Annotated in this window: 11 protein-coding genes; 2 read left to right on the top strand and 9 right to left on the bottom strand. The window is 47.5% G+C overall.

What is annotated here, in order from left to right; all coding sequences use genetic code 11:
* The first annotated feature begins 402 nt into the window (after nucleotides 1-402).
* Nucleotides 403-1,923 (top strand): methyl-accepting chemotaxis protein, encoded by a 1,521-nt coding sequence (locus M2387_RS09460; protein WP_259048905.1) that lies wholly within the window; start codon nucleotides 403-405, stop codon nucleotides 1,921-1,923.
* Nucleotides 1,924-2,305: 382 nt separating this feature from the next.
* Nucleotides 2,306-2,518, top strand: a complete 213-nt coding sequence (gene cspE / locus M2387_RS09455) for a transcription antiterminator/RNA stability regulator CspE (RefSeq protein WP_211992900.1) — start codon at nucleotides 2,306-2,308, stop codon at nucleotides 2,516-2,518.
* Nucleotides 2,519-2,611: 93 nt separating this feature from the next.
* Here the strand turns inward: cspE and M2387_RS09450 are convergent, their stop codons facing one another.
* From M2387_RS09450 to M2387_RS09410, 9 genes are all read right to left on the bottom strand, one after another.
* Nucleotides 2,612-3,955, bottom strand: a complete 1,344-nt coding sequence (locus M2387_RS09450) for a metallophosphoesterase (RefSeq protein ID WP_259048904.1) — start codon at nucleotides 3,953-3,955, stop codon at nucleotides 2,612-2,614.
* Nucleotides 3,956-4,415: 460 nt separating this feature from the next.
* The gene (locus M2387_RS09445; protein WP_259049034.1) at nucleotides 4,416-5,474 is read right to left on the bottom strand and encodes an adenosylhomocysteinase; all 1,059 of its coding nucleotides are present in this window, start codon (nucleotides 5,472-5,474) and stop codon (nucleotides 4,416-4,418) included.
* A 204-nt stretch (nucleotides 5,475-5,678) separates the two neighbouring features.
* Entirely contained in the window at nucleotides 5,679-6,671 is a 993-nt protein-coding gene (locus M2387_RS09440; RefSeq protein WP_259048903.1) for a glycosyl hydrolase family 8, read from the bottom strand.
* Between the two features lie 8 nt (nucleotides 6,672-6,679).
* Entirely contained in the window at nucleotides 6,680-7,165 is a 486-nt protein-coding gene (gene bcsD / locus M2387_RS09435) for a cellulose biosynthesis protein BcsD (RefSeq protein WP_259048902.1), read from the bottom strand.
* Nucleotides 7,165-11,187: a cellulose biosynthesis protein BcsC gene (locus M2387_RS09430; protein ID WP_259048901.1), complete on the bottom strand. Its 4,023-nt coding sequence runs from the start codon at nucleotides 11,185-11,187 to the stop codon at nucleotides 7,165-7,167. Before M2387_RS09430 ends, bcsD begins: the two co-directional genes overlap by 1 nt.
* Nucleotides 11,184-13,487: a cellulose biosynthesis cyclic di-GMP-binding regulatory protein BcsB gene (gene bcsB / locus M2387_RS09425; protein WP_259048900.1), complete on the bottom strand. Its 2,304-nt coding sequence runs from the start codon at nucleotides 13,485-13,487 to the stop codon at nucleotides 11,184-11,186. Before bcsB ends, M2387_RS09430 begins: the two co-directional genes overlap by 4 nt.
* Nucleotides 13,484-15,583, bottom strand: coding sequence for a UDP-forming cellulose synthase catalytic subunit (bcsA, locus tag M2387_RS09420; protein ID WP_259048899.1), 2,100 nt, complete (start codon nucleotides 15,581-15,583; stop codon nucleotides 13,484-13,486). The genes bcsB and bcsA overlap by 4 nt, the downstream gene beginning before the upstream one ends.
* 18 nt (nucleotides 15,584-15,601) lie before the next feature.
* Nucleotides 15,602-16,405, bottom strand: a complete 804-nt coding sequence (bcsQ, locus tag M2387_RS09415; protein ID WP_259048898.1) for a cellulose biosynthesis protein BcsQ — start codon at nucleotides 16,403-16,405, stop codon at nucleotides 15,602-15,604.
* The gene (locus tag M2387_RS09410) at nucleotides 16,396-17,349 is read right to left on the bottom strand and encodes a cellulose biosynthesis protein BcsO (RefSeq protein ID WP_259048897.1); all 954 of its coding nucleotides are present in this window, start codon (nucleotides 17,347-17,349) and stop codon (nucleotides 16,396-16,398) included. Before M2387_RS09410 ends, bcsQ begins: the two co-directional genes overlap by 10 nt.
* Nucleotides 17,350-17,824 lie beyond the last annotated feature (475 nt).

The raw sequence follows: 17,824 nt of genomic DNA, 5'->3' as shown, positions 1-17,824 counted from the left end.
TGGCTATCAAAGTTTTGACTTAAGATAAAATTTTGCCATATGAAATCTTTAGTTTTGAAGAGTGATTCACTGAGTAAGGTCTTATGGATAGCGGTTATAGCTGCCTGAAGGTTACAAGATACACCATGAATATATTTTAGCTGATGGCACGATTTTAGTTCGGCTACAGACCTGAAAAATTCTCATTATTTGATATTAACGATGCCCACTGCAGCGATGAGTTTTTTGCATCATACCAATGCGGTCACCTGCAATTTTGTTAATTGGAAACACTGGTAATGTTATGGTTATTGGTCAGAAATGTGACAGTTATCGACATTTTGACTTAAAGTAAAATTTTTCTATGCCGAAATACCTAACTCCGAAGAGTAAACCATGGATAACCTCTTAAAGGGAGTTGCTATGCCTGCCCGCCAATCTGTCACACAGTATGAATTTATGCTGGATGATGACACGACTTTAATGTCAACCACTGACCTGAAAAGCTACATAACACATGCTAACGACGAGTTTGTTCAGGTGAGTGGCTATGAATTACATGAACTGCAAGGTTCGGCACATAATATTGTGCGACATCCGGATATGCCGAAAGAGGCATTTGCAGATATGTGGTTCACCTTACAACAAGGAGAGCCATGGACGGGAATTGTCAAAAATTACCGTAAAGATGGCGGCTACTACTGGGTAAGAGCAAATGCTGTGCCTTTGGTCCGCCTGGGAAAAACGACGGGTTATATGTCGATTCGAACGAAAGCAACCCGTGAAGAGATTGCCGCTGTCGAACCATTATACCAGGCCATGAATGAAGGCCGCAGTAAGCGAAAAATCTTTAAAGGCTTGGTTTTACGTAAAGGCCTGCTTGGTAAGTTGCCAGCGATGTCACTTCGTACCCGTATTCGTAGCATCATGAGTTTTTTGCTGATGATGTTACTGGCATCAGCCTGGCTCTTCCAGTTACCCCTTCAGCATTGGCTGATTAGCGGATTTGCTACAGTACTGATAGGCGGGCTGTTGGAATGGCAGGTAGTTCGCCCGCTGGAAAACATCGCCCGGCAAGCGCTTGAAGTTGCAACAGGTAATCGTCATCGCGTGCAGCATTTGCAACGTAGTGATGAAATTGGAATGATTTTACGTTCTGTCGGTCAGCTAGGCTTGATGTGCCGCTGGCTAATTAATGATGTCAGTGGTCAGGTTGCTAATGTTCACAGTGGCAGTGAAGCCATGGCTAAGGGAAATGAGGATCTGAATACCCGTACCCGCCAGACGGTCGAGAATGTCCAGCAGACGGTCGCCACGATGAACCAGATGTCTGCTTCGGTACAGGCCAATTCAGATACGGCATCGGCCGCAGATAAACTCTCCAGTTCAGCCAGTGAGGCTGCTTCTCATGGTGCTGATGCTATGGAAACGGTTGTCACTACGATGGACGATATTTCTGACAGCACCCAACGTATCGGCTCGATAACGACGTTGATTAATGACATTGCCTTCCAGACCAATATCCTGGCGTTAAATGCCGCCGTTGAGGCAGCCCGTGCAGGCGAGCAGGGTAAAGGTTTTGCTGTTGTCGCGGGTGAAGTGCGTAGCCTGGCTCAGCGGAGTGCCAGTGCTGCGAATGATATTCGTAAATTGATTGATGCCAGTACCAGTAAAGTGAAGTCGGGCACAGTTCAGGTTCATGCGGCGGGGCAAACAATGCAGGATATTGTCGCTCAGGTACAGAATGTAACTCAGTTACTGGGGCATATTAGTCAGGCAACGGCAGAACAGGCGGATGGTCTGGCTGATGTCACTCGCGCAGTGGCAGAACTGAGTGCTATCACACAAAAAAATGCCGAACTGGTAGAGAATGGAGCCCGGATTTCAGCGATGGTAAAATATCGTGCAACCCGTTTACAGGATGCAGTGACAGTCTTAGGCTAGGGCTTGGACAGCAAAAGCAGATTGGCGATCGGTCTGCTTTTAAAAGATCTTCCATTTTTATTTTTAGTGATTTTCGCCTCATTTATGCCCCTTATTACTATTTTTTTCGACAGTTAACCGTTAAATTACTTCCTGTTATATCTCTTATGTTGTCAGTTCGAAAAATTAGCATTGCTAAAAGCTTAGAGATATGAGTAAATAGCGGCGGTTTGGAACACAGACCTTATGAAAGCAGTTTTAGTAAAGCAGTCCTCAGTTCAAGCGCTATCTTAGATATCCCTTTTTCTCGAGTCTCCTCCTAAGTGCCAGATTAAGTCCAACTCTGCTGAACAGACCGTGTTCGCCGCGTATAGTGGCTAAGAAAATGAAAAAGGTAATATTTATGTCTAACAAAATGACTGGTTTGGTAAAATGGTTCAACGCTGAGAAAGGTTTCGGCTTCATTTCTCCAACTGATGGCAGCAAAGATGTATTCGTACATTTCTCTGCAATCCAGAGCGACAGCTTCAAAACTCTCGACGAAGGCCAGAAAGTTGAGTTCACCATCGAGAATGGTGCTAAAGGCCCTGCTGCTGCTAACGTTGTTGCGCTGTAATTCAGCCCTCGTTAAGTAAGCTAAAAACCCGCCAAGGCGGGTTTTTTTGTATCTGTGATTTGGCGAAAAGCTGCTTCTCTCAACATCTGACCATTAACCACATATACCATATAAATCTTTTATTTTTCGAGGATCGCCAGACAGACCGTTATAGACTGATACATCAATACATTTTCCCTTAACTTTTACGAACAAATAATCCCCTTGATATAAAGCCCCGCTATTATAATGTTTTACTCCAGATAGAAAATTATCCGTCGTTTCGCTAGCGTGATGGGAATGTCCGGAGAATATGGCGATAACATTATATTTCTTTATTATTTCTTCTAATCTAATTTTGTCTCTTTCATTTGTATTTTTTCTAAAATGATGATAGGCATCATGAAAATTTAAAATGGTTGCTTTTCCTCGTGAGAAGGCCTTTTTTAAATCCTCTTCCAGCCAATCTATTGACGGAGTAATATAGATACTTTTATTTGCATAATGGTCAAGTTCCACCTGATAGGTTGGATAATTATTCAACTGAACAAAGTGCATAGGACCTATACTCCAGGAATATCCAAGGCTTCCTGTTTGATTCTTTTTATCATAGTCGGAAGAGAAATCACTTAATAGGTGCTCGTATTTATCAATCCTCTTACTGAGGTCAAAGACAGAGTCTCGTGCACAAGCATTCATACTAAAATTGGACATCAGGGGGTCTGCACAATCATTAACATTATTGGCATAATCGTGATTACCTAACCCTATAAGTAACGGGAAAGGAATTTTATGAGTATAGACCGCATCGAAACTACTTCGTGTAGCTCTTCTGCCAAACTCAGTGATGTCGCCATTGACGATACCAAACATGAAATGATTAGTACTATTTAGTAAATTGATACTCTTTACGACTTTTTGATTTACCGATTCCCATTGAGACTTGTCTTTATTAGGATTATTACCGGCTATATCTAATCTCCAGGCCTGAGGGTCTGACATGATAAGAATATTATAATTTAAAGAGTTTGTTTTTTGATTTACATAGATAGTGAAATCATTTGTATTACAACCATAGCAATATATATCATAGAGTTGTTTTTGGTCATTTGTCACAACATAATGGTTTCTCCGGCCCCAATGAGTATAATCCCAATAGATTTTGAAAGAACCGGCGTAAATAGAGTATTCAACGGTTCCTTCTGTACCTGCCAGAGAGGTTCCCCTGCTGATAAAGTGGTCTCTGCCATATTCAGGAATAACAGAAGATGGCTGTTTCACCCATCGCCCCCACGAAAGATTTTTATTTATTACCGCAAGGCTATATTCCGTGTTATTGACAACGGTGGTTCTTACCTGTTCTTTTGTTCTTAATTCAGGATAGTTATCATCAAGAACACTACAGCCAGATAAAAGTGTAATATTTATAAATAAAATAAAGTGGAGTAATTTTTTCATTGCATTCCCCATTATTAATTGTTTTAGTAATAAAATAAGAATATATCTATGATAATGAATTTTTTAATTAAATTATTTTATAAATGGGAAGAGATTATTGATAACAACTTTTTTTGAAAGAGAAACTTCACGAAATATATTAATAGTTCCAGCTCATCAGAAATCGATGCTGAAATTATAGAGTGATAATAATGTTACTGGCGAATGGGAACAGTGTAGCCATACTATTTTGACTAACCTTATTTTGGGATTGTAGGAGCCTTATGGAAATTATCAAGCGTTTTTTTGAGGATAAAGACAATAACTACAAAGTTGCTGTTAAATTGAGATGTTGTTCAAAAAACGCAGGGCTGCCGGGTTTGCTTGCGGAAAATGACAATTTCAGAAGCAAGTGATTATCGCTTCTGAAATCTCTATGCCGCTCTCGTTTTATGAAGGGACAGTCAGGCTTGGAATAATACTAAAGCGCCTTTTCCCAGACCCCTTGGGGCAGTAAATAGACAGCAGGTTCTGCCGTTTGCCCTTCGGTAACGATATGTTTGATGCCGCTGGCCATAACGGCAAGTGTGACATCAAAAGCATTCAGGCTGTCACCAAATCCGGCGGTAAGGTTCAGCATTGAGCCGTTAGCCATTAAATACAGCGTCTTACCCTGCAAGCTATAAGCATTAATAAACGGCATCACTTCCTGGTTGGGATATTGCTTCAGGTATTCACAGTCAATCTCTTCGGCAACATGACCGACGTTCAGTATGAAGACGCCGTCTTTTGCCTGGTCGAGCAACGTGGCATTCAGAACCTTTTTAGCGCCGGTCGCGGTCGCTATGACATCGGTTGTGGTAATCACGTCTTCTATTTCAACCACATGCCAGCCATCGTATGCAGCCTGTAAGCGACGGGCCGGGCAACGCTCTGCCACCATCACCTGTCCTCCGTAGGCTTTCGCCGAAGCGGCAACGCCTTGGCCTACCAGACCATAGCCAATCACCAGGACTCTTTTTTCATGAAGGGTCAGGTGCGTGGTCTGGAAGAAGGTTTGCCAGGCGGTTAAACCGACCATATGGCGGTTATGCAGGCCTTCTTTAACCGGTAAATCATCCCAGTTAAAGATAGGGTAGCCTGGACGTGAAGAGGGCAGGCGGCTGACCCCGGAACCTGTCGCTTCCAGGCAGGCAACAACATCGCCAAACTTGCCACGCTGATGTAGCAGAGTCGTGATATCAGCTCCCATTTCACACAGATGCGTTGGACGCCAGTCAATCGCTTTTTCCCAGGAGTCATGCCAGTCAGCATCGCTCATATTACGCCAGGCGCAGGCTTCAGCGCCTGCAGCAACCAAATAAGCCACGACATCGTCTTGTACGGTGGTTGGGTTGCAGGTCGTTAAAAAGACACGTGCATTTTTCTTCAGTAATCCCTCTACTAACGGGATCATTTTTAAGTCGAGATGCATGTTACAGGCGATACGGACATGGCTAAGGTCGGGGAGCGATTCAACTTGTTTCAGGGTGCGGGTCATATGCAGGCAGGACCACTGAATCTCTTTGATAAACTTCTCGTTATGGGTGCTCAAGGTAATTCCTTACAATATGTTATTTGCAGAAGTGTTGATGCGAAGAATCAGGTCTGGATGGCTGTGCAGGCTGGCATCATTGATGACAGGTGAGCGAACGCTATCAGATGATAGCGCAGCTCATATCAAGCGGAAAAAGCACTGAACACGTTATTGATAAGCCAGCCATACCAGCATACTCAGGCTTGCTGAGTAATAGTCTTCTTTAGTGGTGATTACTGGTTCAGTTAAACTTTCACCCATGGTTAAGTCACGTACTGCTAGCAGTCCGCCAGCCATCATATAAGGGGCTTTTTCGTTATTGACCACGTTCACCCAGGCCGGTGTTTCCAGACGACTGAACTGACCGAACCAATTACGCCATGGCTGGAGTAGCGGGGACTGTTTATCATACCAGTAGAGGTAGAGCGGGATACGTATCGCATCGTAACTCATCCGCGGTGGCCAATCTTTCGCGGGTGATAGCTGTCCGTCAGCGCGCAATGCTACCCAGTCAGTCGGTAAATTAGCCACACCCAGTCCCATATGACCTAACAAGGTCTGGCTGTCTTTCATCAGCGTTTGCCAGACTTGTAAATGACTACGTTTTGCAAAGGCATTCCAGGCCGGGAAAACAAAATAGGATGGATTAAGAATCACTTCACTGTTGTGATTAAAGCCGTCTTTACCAGGAAGCATTACCTTATAACCCGCGTAATCAATAACCATATGCGCCAGCAGAGATTTGGTTATTTTATCTGACTCTTTGCCATATTGCTTATCATGCCAGCGAGCTTCCGCCTGCAATAATGCCCAGGCAATCAGGGTATCACCATCAGTGGCATTATTTTTATCAACAATAGGATCGGCAGAGGCGGGATTATAACGCCAGTAAAACAGACCACTGTCTTTATTCTGAAGCGTTTGCTTGGTCCAGAGCCATAACTTATCAAAGGCTTCTCTGTCGTTATTGGCAACGGCACCCAGCATGGCAAAACCTTGCCCTTCACTGTGCGAAATATTTTTATTACCCGTATCAACTATACGCCCGTCAGGCATTAAAAAACGGGCTTTATAGACATCCCAGGCGGTGCCAGCCTGGGCAAATACAGAAAACAGAAGCGTCATCACCAGGATTAATGCAGTCCGAAACGGGGTTCGCATAGTCAGGCTCATTGTGGATTATGATAGCGGAATTGAATCTCAGATAATGAAAGTACGCTATCACGTGTAACAATGACGTGAGCTTCTCCCCCTTGTTGCTGTAACCAGCGCGAATAAACACCTTCCAGAATGGTACTGAACGCATTACACCAGCGATTTAACCGCTCTTCGTCCTGGTCATGGCTGACAGGTAGAGCCTGGTGATGCAGCATTAATGCGGTTTCTGTCGCCGTAATATCAACACAACCCCAGCCAAAATGACTTAGATGCTGGTTGATATTGTTTTCCAGTTCAGCAACGGTTTCCGAGGTGCTTAACGGATAGCGCTGAGCTAACTTATCGCCCATTTGCAATAAGAAAGGGCGGCTTTGTTGTTCGCTGGCGTTATCAGCCATGGAATCAATCATAATTGTTAATAGATCGAACCAGCCTGGTGGCGTTTGCTGGCGCTGGATCCATGCCAGTAATGCACTATTATCAATATTCAATGTCATTAATTTCTTCCCAGCATATAACGGAAATAAACACCCGCAGTGCTCTCGTTATAACTACCAAAGGTGTCATAGCCGACTTCACCGCCGATTGTCATATCTTTATTCAGGTTGTAATCCAGCCCTGCTTTCATTGAGTATCCCATACCATTTTGTGTGGTGCCATTATGGCGAGCTTCCTTAGCGAAACCGCTTTGAGCCGCACCCTCTAGCGTATCCTGCCAGACTTTATTCGTCGGGAAGTAATCACTGCCATCCTGAGTATAAGATTGATAGCCCAGAGAGCCGCCTAATCTTGCTTTTACGTTATTGAAGGTTTGGCTGTACTCCACAGGAAACGCAATACTGATATAGTTTTGCGGGCTGAAATAACCGCCCTGACCAAAGGTAAAGTAGCTCAGGTCTTTAGAGTAATTCATCCAGCTTACGCTTAACCCGGTTTGTAACTGGCGATAATTATCATGATATGGGCGCAGATAAACCCCCGCCCCGGCATCGACACTGGTATTGCTGGCGACATTTTCACCCTGATAGCTGTAGCCGCCGCCACCCGCATAGAAACCGGCATCGCCATCATCATAACTGAGTTGCAGACTACCGCCGTTTTTGGTGACACGACCCCAGGTTTTACCAGAGTAGCTATCTTCCAGACCCACATAAGACAACAGGCTGTCTTTTACTGCCCGTCGTTCAGCAGTGAGGATCAGCGACAGGTAATCAGTGAGTTTCGGTGCCCATCTTATTCCACCGACTACGGTATTGAGATCTTGTCCTAATGGCGTAGTCCCGATATCCGCCCGGTAATTATCGCCGGTTAAGGCCATGCTCAATTCGACGCCGCTGGCATTTTTTGAGTCAGTTGATGAATCCCCAGGCTGATTCACATTAGGCTTAAGGTTTGAGGCTTTCAGATACTGGGCGACTCTACCTTCATCATACCCGAGCAGATTTCTCAGACTATTTAAACCATCTGCGCTGGCCAGGTTGAAGTCTTTGTTGTCTATTGGTGCCATTTCGGATAGGGCTTTCGCACCAGGATTTGCAGCAAAATACTCTTCTCGCTGCACATCCGTCATGGTTGCGGTAGCTGTTGCGATAGCTTTCTGTTCACTCGTAATGGTAGTTAGCATGTTCGATGCTGCATTTGACAGCGGGTTGGAACCATAACGGCGCCAGGCATCACCGGCCGCATTACCACTACTGAGTACCACTGGCGTGGCCGTGAATTCAAAGCGTGACTCACCAAAGGGAACCGCCGACCAACTGATAGGCGCTCTGGCTTCCGTCAGTTTACTGGTGCCGGACTCACCATCACGCCCGCGAACATTGATACCACCCTGGAGCCACATTCCCGTTGTTTGGTCGAGTTCTTTCATCATCTCGTCGACCTGGCGTAGCATGCGATTCTGAGCAGTATCCAGTGGCAGGTCAGGACGCATAATGCCCGGTAATACCGTGCCAGGATCCGCGGCTTTCTGTGTAACTTGCCATGGCAGGGCATGGGTTACCGGTAGACTGCTACCAGGACTATTGCCGATAAATGGATTATCTGCCAGTAGCACTCCGTCGACCATTGGCGTGGCATCGCTGCCGCCTAATTGCATACCTAACAATCTGCCACGAGCGCTACGCAGATAGGTCAGTGCCTGCTGGTGATTACCTGTGGCTTCAGCCAGGCGAGCTAACAGGAACAGGCGCTCGGGCGATTGGTCTGTTTTTAAACCTATCGACAGTTGTTTGGCGCGTTCAATGTTATTTTCAGCTAATGCGATATTTATCGCTCCCACACGGGCAGCTTGATCCGGAGTATCGTGGGTCATCAGGTAGTCATAGACGACACCCGCTTCTTTATTCATTTTCCCGGACTGATAGAGTCGCGCCATGGCAAACATCAAGTCAGTATTTTTCGGATCGTTTTGCAGGGCACCGATCAGCTTATCATAGGCCGCAGCATAGTTACCCTGTTCACGCAGGGTATCAGCTTCGTTAATAACATAGCCCATACGTGCATCGGCCAGCTGTGTTGGCGTACTACGCGCTTGTAATGCCGGATTAGAAACAAAGCGCTGGGCTTCACTGGTCAGGCCAGCTTGGTTAAGCACCGCTATCTGATCGGCATAATCGCCGACGTTACCCTGTACGCCTTTTTGCATATTACCGCGAACCACTGCGATAGCACTGGTTACATCACCACTCTTGGCTAGCAATTTAGCCAGTTTACCCGCATCAACCGGACTCTGTGGCGGGCGGGATGCTAGTGCTTTCAAGGTATTGGCTGCCGCAACAGTATTACCCTGAGCAAGGTAGTTTTCTGCGGTGGCAATATTCAGGTTGTAGTTAACGCGTTGTGATAGCTCACGCATCTGCGCACTTTGTGCCGAAGCCGGGATCCTGGATAGCAGGCCCTGTGCCTGCGGCCAGGATCCATTCTCACTGGCAAACAGCGCTGAGGCATATAACGAATTGGTATCTGCGCCGACACGAGATGCGGGCTGCATAATGGTCGCGGCTTCACCGTCATAACCTGATTTTTGTAATAAGCGGGCGAGACTCAGACGCATCCAGGGATCGTTAGGGTAACGTGTCACGCCTTGACGTAGCGTAGCAATAGCCTCAGTGGTATTACCCGCAGCGGCCAGACGTTCACCTTGTTGACGAATAGGGTCACTCGGTAAGCCGGTTACTACCCGAGGCTGGAGTCTGGCTTGCACTGTTGCAGGCAGAGTCCGTAATACGGTATCGGCTTCGGCGGTTTTATTTTGCTCTTTAAGCACGTAATACAGGTTTTCACGTGCCTGGGCATTTTGCGGCTGAAGACTGATAATATCGCGAAACGCCAGCTCGGCTTGCGGGTAATCTTTACTCTGGCGTAAGACATCGGCACGAAACAGTTTCGCCGAGACGCCTTGTTCTCCTGCGGCCTGTGTCAGAGGGGCCGACAGCGTTAGTGCCTGGCTGACATTACCCGCCTTGAAAGCTTGCTGAGCCTGGGATAACTGGCCATAGAATAATGCGTCATCAGCCTGTTTCTTACGTTCTGCGGAAGCCTCTCCCCCGAGGCTGGCTGAACGGCTTAAATATTGTGAGGCAGCCTGATAGTCACCGCTACGCTGGGCGAGATAACCCATACCTGCCAGGGCATCAGCATCTTCTGGGTTACTCTGAAGTGCTTGTTCAAACTGGCTCTGTGCCTGGGCATTATCCCCGCTATTGAGGGCATTATAGCCCTCAGTTTTAGCGGCAGCGCCCAGCGTATCACGGTAGTGCGCCTGCACCTCTTTATCTTGCGGATGTCGCTGGATAAAGGTTTCATAGGACTGAGTGTCGTTGGTGGTCGGGGCCAGCCAAAGCAGCGCCTGGCGCAGGCCATCGTCTGCCTCTTTATTGCCGCTGGCCGTTTGCTCGAGCAAAGAGATACCGTCGCGTCGCGTTCCTTCCCGCCAGGTCAGCATTTTACCCAGGGCGACACGGGCAGATAGATCGCCTGGATTCTGCGCTGTAAAGCGCTGTAACTCTGCAACCGCCTCGGAATAGCTCGCGTTATCACTCCCCTTGGTGAGGTAATATTCTGCCGCCAGACCAGGAGGGGGAGTATCGCCAGTAAACAGAGTATGCCAGGTTGCCATCGCCGCTGGAATATTACCGCTGCGTGCTTGTTGGCGGGCAAGAGCAAGGGATCCGGCTGGAATTTGCTCTATCTGTTTAGCATTGTCGAGCTCTTGTAACAGCGAGCTATTAGGATCGGTTTTTGCCAGGCGAGTACGCCATTGGCTGGCTTCCTGTAGATTGCCGTTTTGCTGTGCCCAGAGCGACATTAAGTAGAGCGCCTGAGTATTATTCGGGTCAACCATTAGCACTTTATTCAATGACTCGCTGGCCCGGTCATTATGTGCTTTTTCATGCCAGTAATTAGCCTGATCAAACAGTGCCTTAAGCGCAGCATCGTTTTGTGACGTTTGAGCCGAAGCACTAAACCCTATCATTCCGGAGATAAGAATGGCCGACGGTACGGTTATTTTTTTCATTTATTCTTTCCCTCGCCCTGGCTCAGACGCTCACGTGCACGTTTCTTCAATCCTGCATACATAAATAAGCCAAAAATGGTGCTGAATATAAGCGCGGCAAATGCCAGTAACACCGCATGCTGGTTGGCATACCAGACAATCATCATATGACCCGGCATTTCTCCACTTGGATACTGCCCTCCGACGCGGAAACTACGCACACCATTCTCATCGGTAATGATTGCAGCATCACCCCGGATACCTGCGTTGATTTTTGCTGAGTTTAAATCAACAGGCAGACGTGATAGCTGATCATCATTGCTGCCAACTATCAGTACTACCAGACGATCGCTGTTCCATTGAGAAGGGAAACTAATAAATCCACGCCAGTCAGCATTCGATGAGAAATAGCGGTCTGCTTCTATATTGTCAGCACTCCAGTCTCCTCCCAGCCAGCGCAAGGTTTTTTGCCAGAGAGTGGGCTTGTTCGCCATCAGGCTATTATCCCGGGTTCCGAACGGCGAGCGGCTTAATAGCGTCTGATTAAACAACGATTGGGTCATATTACTGACCGCCAGCACATCACGGTTACGCAGCATTTCCAGACCTGAACCCCCGGCTGGGATACCGAACATCACGCGGTTATTCGCCAGTGCAGTACCGGTCGCATTACCTGAGCGTGCCACCATATCAAGCACAGTAGTTATCTGGGTCTCGGTTGGGTTATCAGGAAACAGCAGTACCGTTTGTGAGAAGTCAGCCAGGCGTGTGAAAGGGAATGACGCGCCGACAAAAAACGATAAGTTAGGTAACAGCGCAAAGTGACGGGTATGGCTCAGGTCGATGGTCGAGGTATCGTCAATCCGGCTTTTAATATTATTATTCAACAGCACGCTACAAGGCGCATCTTCCTGTGGAGTGATATGAAAATAGAGTGACAGCTGGTTATCACCATAAATCTGGTAAGGTTCAATAGGAATATCAGCCTGTTCCTGACGCGCATCGCCGCCCATTTTACGCCATAAGGTTTCCAGTGCACCTTGTTTATTGATTGGCAGATTCAGCAAGAAGTTACTGTTCAGCGTCACACTCAGCCAGGAGCGGCTTTCATCGATCCAGTCTTCGGCTGGAAAACGATAGTTGATATGCATAGGAATGCTTCCGCCATCCCATAAAAACAGATCGGGTGCAGCGCGGAAGGCGATATTCAGAGGTTCATGCCAGATCCCGGTTGTCGTCAGGGTTTGATCTTTGCGTAGCAACTCGGACAATTTTACCGGACGATCGGTTGGGATCCAGCGCGGTGCGTCATAGGGTTGGCTGACGGGAATCGCTTTAGTTTCAACCTTCAAACTGGCGGTTTGTGGCTCGAACTTATTCTGTGTCAGACGCCAGGCGGCCATACGCAGAGCCGTTTCATCTCTTCCGACGACCAGCAATAATTTATAAACCGGGTTAATCGGATTATCGATATATTGCAGGAAGGGTCCGTCACTCTCAGGTAAGGTGACACCGCCAATGGTTTCACCCGGATGGCCTATCAGAATGCCGTTTTTTTCTGGCAGTACGTTATATCTGGTATCGAAATTGATGCCACGATAGTCAGCCTCAATACCCAGCCAGGAGGCCAGTAATGCTGCGGCACTGACGGCATCGCTGCTTACTGTTTCCGGGAATGAAAATGACACCGTGGTGGCTGACATCTGCATGCTATCGAAGAATGGGCGAGGGAAATTAATCAGCTCATTACCGATATTTAACTGCTGTCCTTCAAGCTCAAAATGAGAATCTGGCAGAATGGTGACCCGGTATTCTCCATCAGGATCGCGCCGGCACTGTAGCGCATTCGCATCGCTGATTTTAAAGCTCAGGTTATTGACCGAAACCAGTAAGGCTGCCGGAACATCAAGCTGAAAACGAGATGTATCGCTATCTGCGGCACCCAATGGCACTGAGCCTAACGGCTGTCCATTGAGCATTAATTCCAGGGTAGTATTCTGCTCAGCCATAGCTGGAGAAACGTTTAAATTCAGAATCAACCGTGCGTTTGTTATTACCTGGTCGAGAGGCAGGGTAAAGGTTATCCCGCCTTGTTGCTGGCCTCCGCCCATCACAACACCGCCAGGCTGTCCCATTTGTGCCACTCGTAGATTACTGACTAAAGCGGGTGTCAGAGTCGGAGGTGCTACAGCTGCCGCTACCGGTGAAACCGGAGCGGGCAGATTAAAGGGCAGCAATGCATCGATAGTTGCTTCTTCCCCATAAAGTGGGGAGGTAAAGAATACGCCTGCAAGTAAAGCCGTCGATATCAGTTGCTTCATGCATTGCCATCCTGTTGAGCCTGAGCGCGAAGACGACGATTTTCACGGCGTGACTTCCACGTCAGCCAGAACAAATCAAAGACACACTGGATAATCATCATCATCGAACGTAATGGATTATCTTGTGGTTTAGGCGGATGGATCCAGGCATCAGCACGGGCCAGTACTACACGAACCAGTTCACGACGGCGAGCCAGAGGGATATCTTCAAACATTAACCTGATTGAATGTTCATCTGCAGCGATGAAGGTGACCGGAATACTGATACCACCTGATTCCAGCAGTAATTCAACCTCTTCAATTGGATCGTTCAGGTGCCTGTCATCGGGTGGCGTGATTTGGCAGCCACCCATAGATAAGTCGATTGACTGGCTACGTGAGGAGATACCGCTGGCATAGTGAATAATCACCGGAATAGCGGCATCAATACGAATGCTTTTACGTGTCTGTCGAGTTTCACGTGCTACTGCTATCGCGCCCAACAGGAATATCAGGCTGTAGACACCCCAGCCGACGTTCAAGGCCATAACTTTCGGGTCGACGCTGTAATAGTCATGGGCAAAGGCTCGGACAATACCGGCAATAATCCCCGCAACCAGCAATAGCGCAACAATAAGGTGAGGTCTTACGACAGTGAAGTCAAAATACCCGACATTCAGTAAGCCGCCTTTATCGGTCACGTTAAACTTCCCGCGTTTTGGGAACAGCATCGTGACTGCGGTAGGCATCAGGATATGGAATGCCAGTACCAGGTCGTATATCTCACCCCAGAAGCTATAACGATAACGTCCGTTTAAGCGTGAAGTAACATAAATAGCGACGAACAAATGCGGCAAGGCATAGGCAAATACCAGGCCTGCGGAAGAGTAAATAATATTCAGGTTAAACAGCAAATAGGCCAGCGGTGCCACCAGGAAGATGATGCGCGGTAAGGCAAACTGGTAATAGAGCATGGCGCTTAAATAGCATAGCCGCTGTGGAAAAGTGAGCCCTCGCCCAAATAGTGGGTTATCGAGACGGAAAATCTGCGTCATTCCCCTGGCCCAGCGAGTACGCTGAATCACATGGAGAACCAGACGTTCCGTTGCCAGACCAGCAGCCAGTGGAATTCCGAGGAATGAGGTATTCCAGCCACGACGCTGTATCTTCAGAGCGGTATGGGAGTCTTCGGTGACGGTTTCAACCGCAAATCCACCAATCTCTTCCAGCGCGGTACGGCGAATAACGGCACAAGAACCACAGAAAAACGCAGCATTCCAGTAATCGTTACCTTGCTGAAGCGGGCCGTAGAACAGAGCCCCTTCATTAGGAATATTACGCCCACCAGACAGGTTACGTTCAAAGGGATCGGGTGAGTAAAAGTAGTGAGGTGTTTGTACCAGAGCCAGTTTTGGGTCAGTCAGGAACCCCCCGACCGTCGCTTGCAAGAAGATACGGGTGGCAACGTGGTCACAGTCAAAAATGCACAGCAGTTCACCCTTGGTCACTTTCATCGCATGGTTGAGGTTACCGGCTTTGGCGTGGGAGTGTTCACTACGCGTGATATAGCCTACCCCGACATCAGAGGCGAAAACCGCAAACTCTCGTCGCTTACCATCATCAAGGATATAGATATTAATTTTATCAGCAGGATAGTCGATGCATTGCGCTGCCAGTACGGTATCGCGAACCACATCCAGGGATTCATTGTAGGTCGGAATATAGACGTCAACGGTTGGCCATTTCGACATATCCTCCGGAAGAGGAATAATTTCACGCTGGAGTGGCCAGAGACTCTGTAAATAGCCGAGGATCAGCATCACCCAGACGTAAACTTCGGCGCAAAACAGCGCCATACCCAGAATAGTTTCAATTTCTGAGTTGAAGTGCAGGGTTTGTGTCAGCCGGAAGTACATATAGCGGGTTGACATCAAAAATGACATCACCACCATGATTACCGAAATACTCCGCTTCTTACTCCAGCCCATTAAGAAAAGCAGACCGATACTGATCAAGCCAAACATATACTGCTTTTGGCTATCCATTGGCGTGATAATCACCAATACGGCGACAGGAAGAATGGCCAATGCCATGAGAACGTAAAGCATCTTTTTCATAATTAGGGCCGAATTAGATTAAGTTCCCGACATCCGCGGAACAGAGTGAACGGTGCCGTCGCCGACTTGAACGCCGAGGATCCCAACGACTTTTTTAGCGATAAGCTCAATATCAAAAGCCGCGGCAGATACCGGGTTAAAATCGAAGATGGATTGTTGTAGAGCATTTGCTTCAACGACGCTTTCATCACGATGCACCATGCCGAGCAGCTGGTCGCCAAGACGCTGTTCCATAAAACCAGCGACATCACGACTCACCTGACGGCGGTTATCACTTTTGTTCAGAATAAAGAAATGGCCAGCTTTTTGATTTAATACTTCCCCGGTCAATCGCTGATTCTCGATATAGGGCAGCATCGAGAGTGAGGCGGTATCAGCCTGAAGTACAACAAGGTGTAAGTCAGCAATCGGGGATACGGCTTTCAGTGCCGGAGAAGGCCCTGGCGGACAATCCGCGATAATGATCAACCCCGGATAGTTCAGTAGCGTGTTGATCCCGCGGCTCAGAAATTGTTTATCCTGAGTGAGTGCATCTGAAAATAATTGGCTCTGCATCTCGGTCGCTTCGCCGTAAGGGAGCAAAAACAGATTGCTTCCTATCGTCAGCACCGACTGACTCCAGTCAGAAAACTCGGTTGCTTTAGCAACATAACCACGAGTTTCAGACAGCGGGACACCAAAATGTAAGCGCAGCGCATTTTGCACATCAAAATCCAGCGCCAGAACTTTATAGCCTGCGCGTACAAGAGTATGGGCAAGGTTCGCGGTCAGAGTGGTTTTGCCGACTCCTCCCTTAGGAGAACAAACGCATATTAACGGCATGTTGCGATTCTTTTTAACAGTGATTGCAGAGGAGCCTCTTTTTCCACCACTGGCGTATCATCCACTGGAGCGGCAAAGAGATGCGAAAAGTTAGCCTGTGACTGAGCTACAGGTTGCGACTGAACAGCGGGCTGCGGCTGATATTGTGGCTGTGCCTGAGAAGCGGGCTGCGGCTGATATTGTGGCTGTGCCTGAGCTGCTGGCTGCGGCTGATATTGTGGCTGTGCCTGGGCCGCGGGCTGCGGCTGATATTGTGGCTGTGCCTGAGCTGCTGGCTGCGGCTGATATTGTGGCTGTGCCTGAGCTGCTGGCTGCGGCTGATATTGTGGCTGTGCCTGGGCCGCGGGCTGCGGCTGATATTGTGGCTGTGCCTGAGCAGCGGGCTGTGGCTGATACAGTGGCTGTGCCTGAGCAGCGGGCTGCGGCTGAAATTGTGGCTGTGCCTGAGCAGCGGGCTGTGGCTGAAATTGTGGCTGTGCCTGAGCAGCGGGCTGCGGCTGATATTGTGGCTGTGCCTGAGCAGCGGGCTGCGGCTGATATTGTGGCTGTGCCTGAGCAGCGGGCTGCCGCTGAACCTGTGACTGCATTTCTGCCATGATCGGTGATAATGACTGAACTTCAGTCTGGAATGTTTCCGGGCGATTAAGCTGCATGCCCACATCTTTGAGTAATGACATCGTACTAGCCGTAGGGTTAGCTCCGGTCGTCAAGGGGGCTAAATGAACAGGATCCGGAGCCTTGTTCATTACTGACGGATTGAGGACCTGAGAAGGTTGGTCTGGAGTTGTATTGTTAACCAGCGGAGCATTGTCACTGGCAAGTTGTTGCACAATAGACCATTGCCCATGATTCACTTCTTTATTCTGTTTCGTGAAATCAACAAAACGTATTGATTTCATACGGGTTTTTTCACGAAACTTTTGCAGATCTTCATACTGGTCCATACTTGTTCTCACATTATTCAGAAGTTTTATATCAACAAGTCATATACCAATAAAGCTGTGAGCTACAATAATTTTAGTATCAACTTCATGATAAATATGGTTTTTATGACCAACTCAGGAAGATAAGAACGGATATCTCATATACTATACGGGAAATATTCTCGCGTTGAATCATATTATTTTTCAAGTTGAGAGACTATGATTCTTAACACAATTAAGCACTTTTCAGTTATATCTGACCACAATTATTATGTGGATTTAGCTCATTGAGTTCAGATCATTTTTCACGTATGTCCAGATTCTGCCATTCGGTTAGTTAGACAGGTAACACACCTGACTAAACTAAGACTTAAAGAGTGAGCTCACCGTTTCAGTCCGTTCGTATAGTGTCTTATCCTGCCGCACGAAGAGCACTCTACCCCGCGTTAATACATTATTTAACAATATAGCTAAAAATTTTGATTTTTTTCTAAAA

Origin of the sequence: Klebsiella sp. BIGb0407, assembly GCF_024807845.1 — a bacterium.
Taxonomy (GTDB): Bacteria; Pseudomonadota; Gammaproteobacteria; order Enterobacterales; family Enterobacteriaceae; genus JGM124.
Note: the sequence above shows the minus strand (reverse complement) of the source record. Positions and strands in the feature narration are given on the sequence as shown.

What these genes read in the sequence shown, in the direction of transcription:
- M2387_RS09460 (WP_259048905.1), top strand. Translation starts at nt 403, where the DNA reads ATGCCTGCCCGCCAATCTGTCACACAGTATGAATTTATGCTGGATGAT.
- cspE (WP_211992900.1), top strand. Translation starts at nt 2,306, where the DNA reads ATGTCTAACAAAATGACTGGTTTGGTAAAATGGTTCAACGCTGAGAAA.
- M2387_RS09450 (WP_259048904.1), bottom strand. Translation starts at nt 3,955, where the DNA reads ATGAAAAAATTACTCCACTTTATTTTATTTATAAATATTACACTTTTA.
- M2387_RS09445 (WP_259049034.1), bottom strand. Translation starts at nt 5,474, where the DNA reads ATGACCCGCACCCTGAAACAAGTTGAATCGCTCCCCGACCTTAGCCAT.
- M2387_RS09440 (WP_259048903.1), bottom strand. Translation starts at nt 6,671, where the DNA reads ATGCGAACCCCGTTTCGGACTGCATTAATCCTGGTGATGACGCTTCTG.
- bcsD (WP_259048902.1), bottom strand. Translation starts at nt 7,165, where the DNA reads ATGACATTGAATATTGATAATAGTGCATTACTGGCATGGATCCAGCGC.
- M2387_RS09430 (WP_259048901.1), bottom strand. Translation starts at nt 11,187, where the DNA reads ATGAAAAAAATAACCGTACCGTCGGCCATTCTTATCTCCGGAATGATA.
- bcsB (WP_259048900.1), bottom strand. Translation starts at nt 13,487, where the DNA reads ATGAAGCAACTGATATCGACGGCTTTACTTGCAGGCGTATTCTTTACC.
- bcsA (WP_259048899.1), bottom strand. Translation starts at nt 15,583, where the DNA reads ATGAAAAAGATGCTTTACGTTCTCATGGCATTGGCCATTCTTCCTGTC.
- bcsQ (WP_259048898.1), bottom strand. Translation starts at nt 16,405, where the DNA reads ATGCCGTTAATATGCGTTTGTTCTCCTAAGGGAGGAGTCGGCAAAACC.
- M2387_RS09410 (WP_259048897.1), bottom strand. Translation starts at nt 17,349, where the DNA reads ATGGACCAGTATGAAGATCTGCAAAAGTTTCGTGAAAAAACCCGTATG.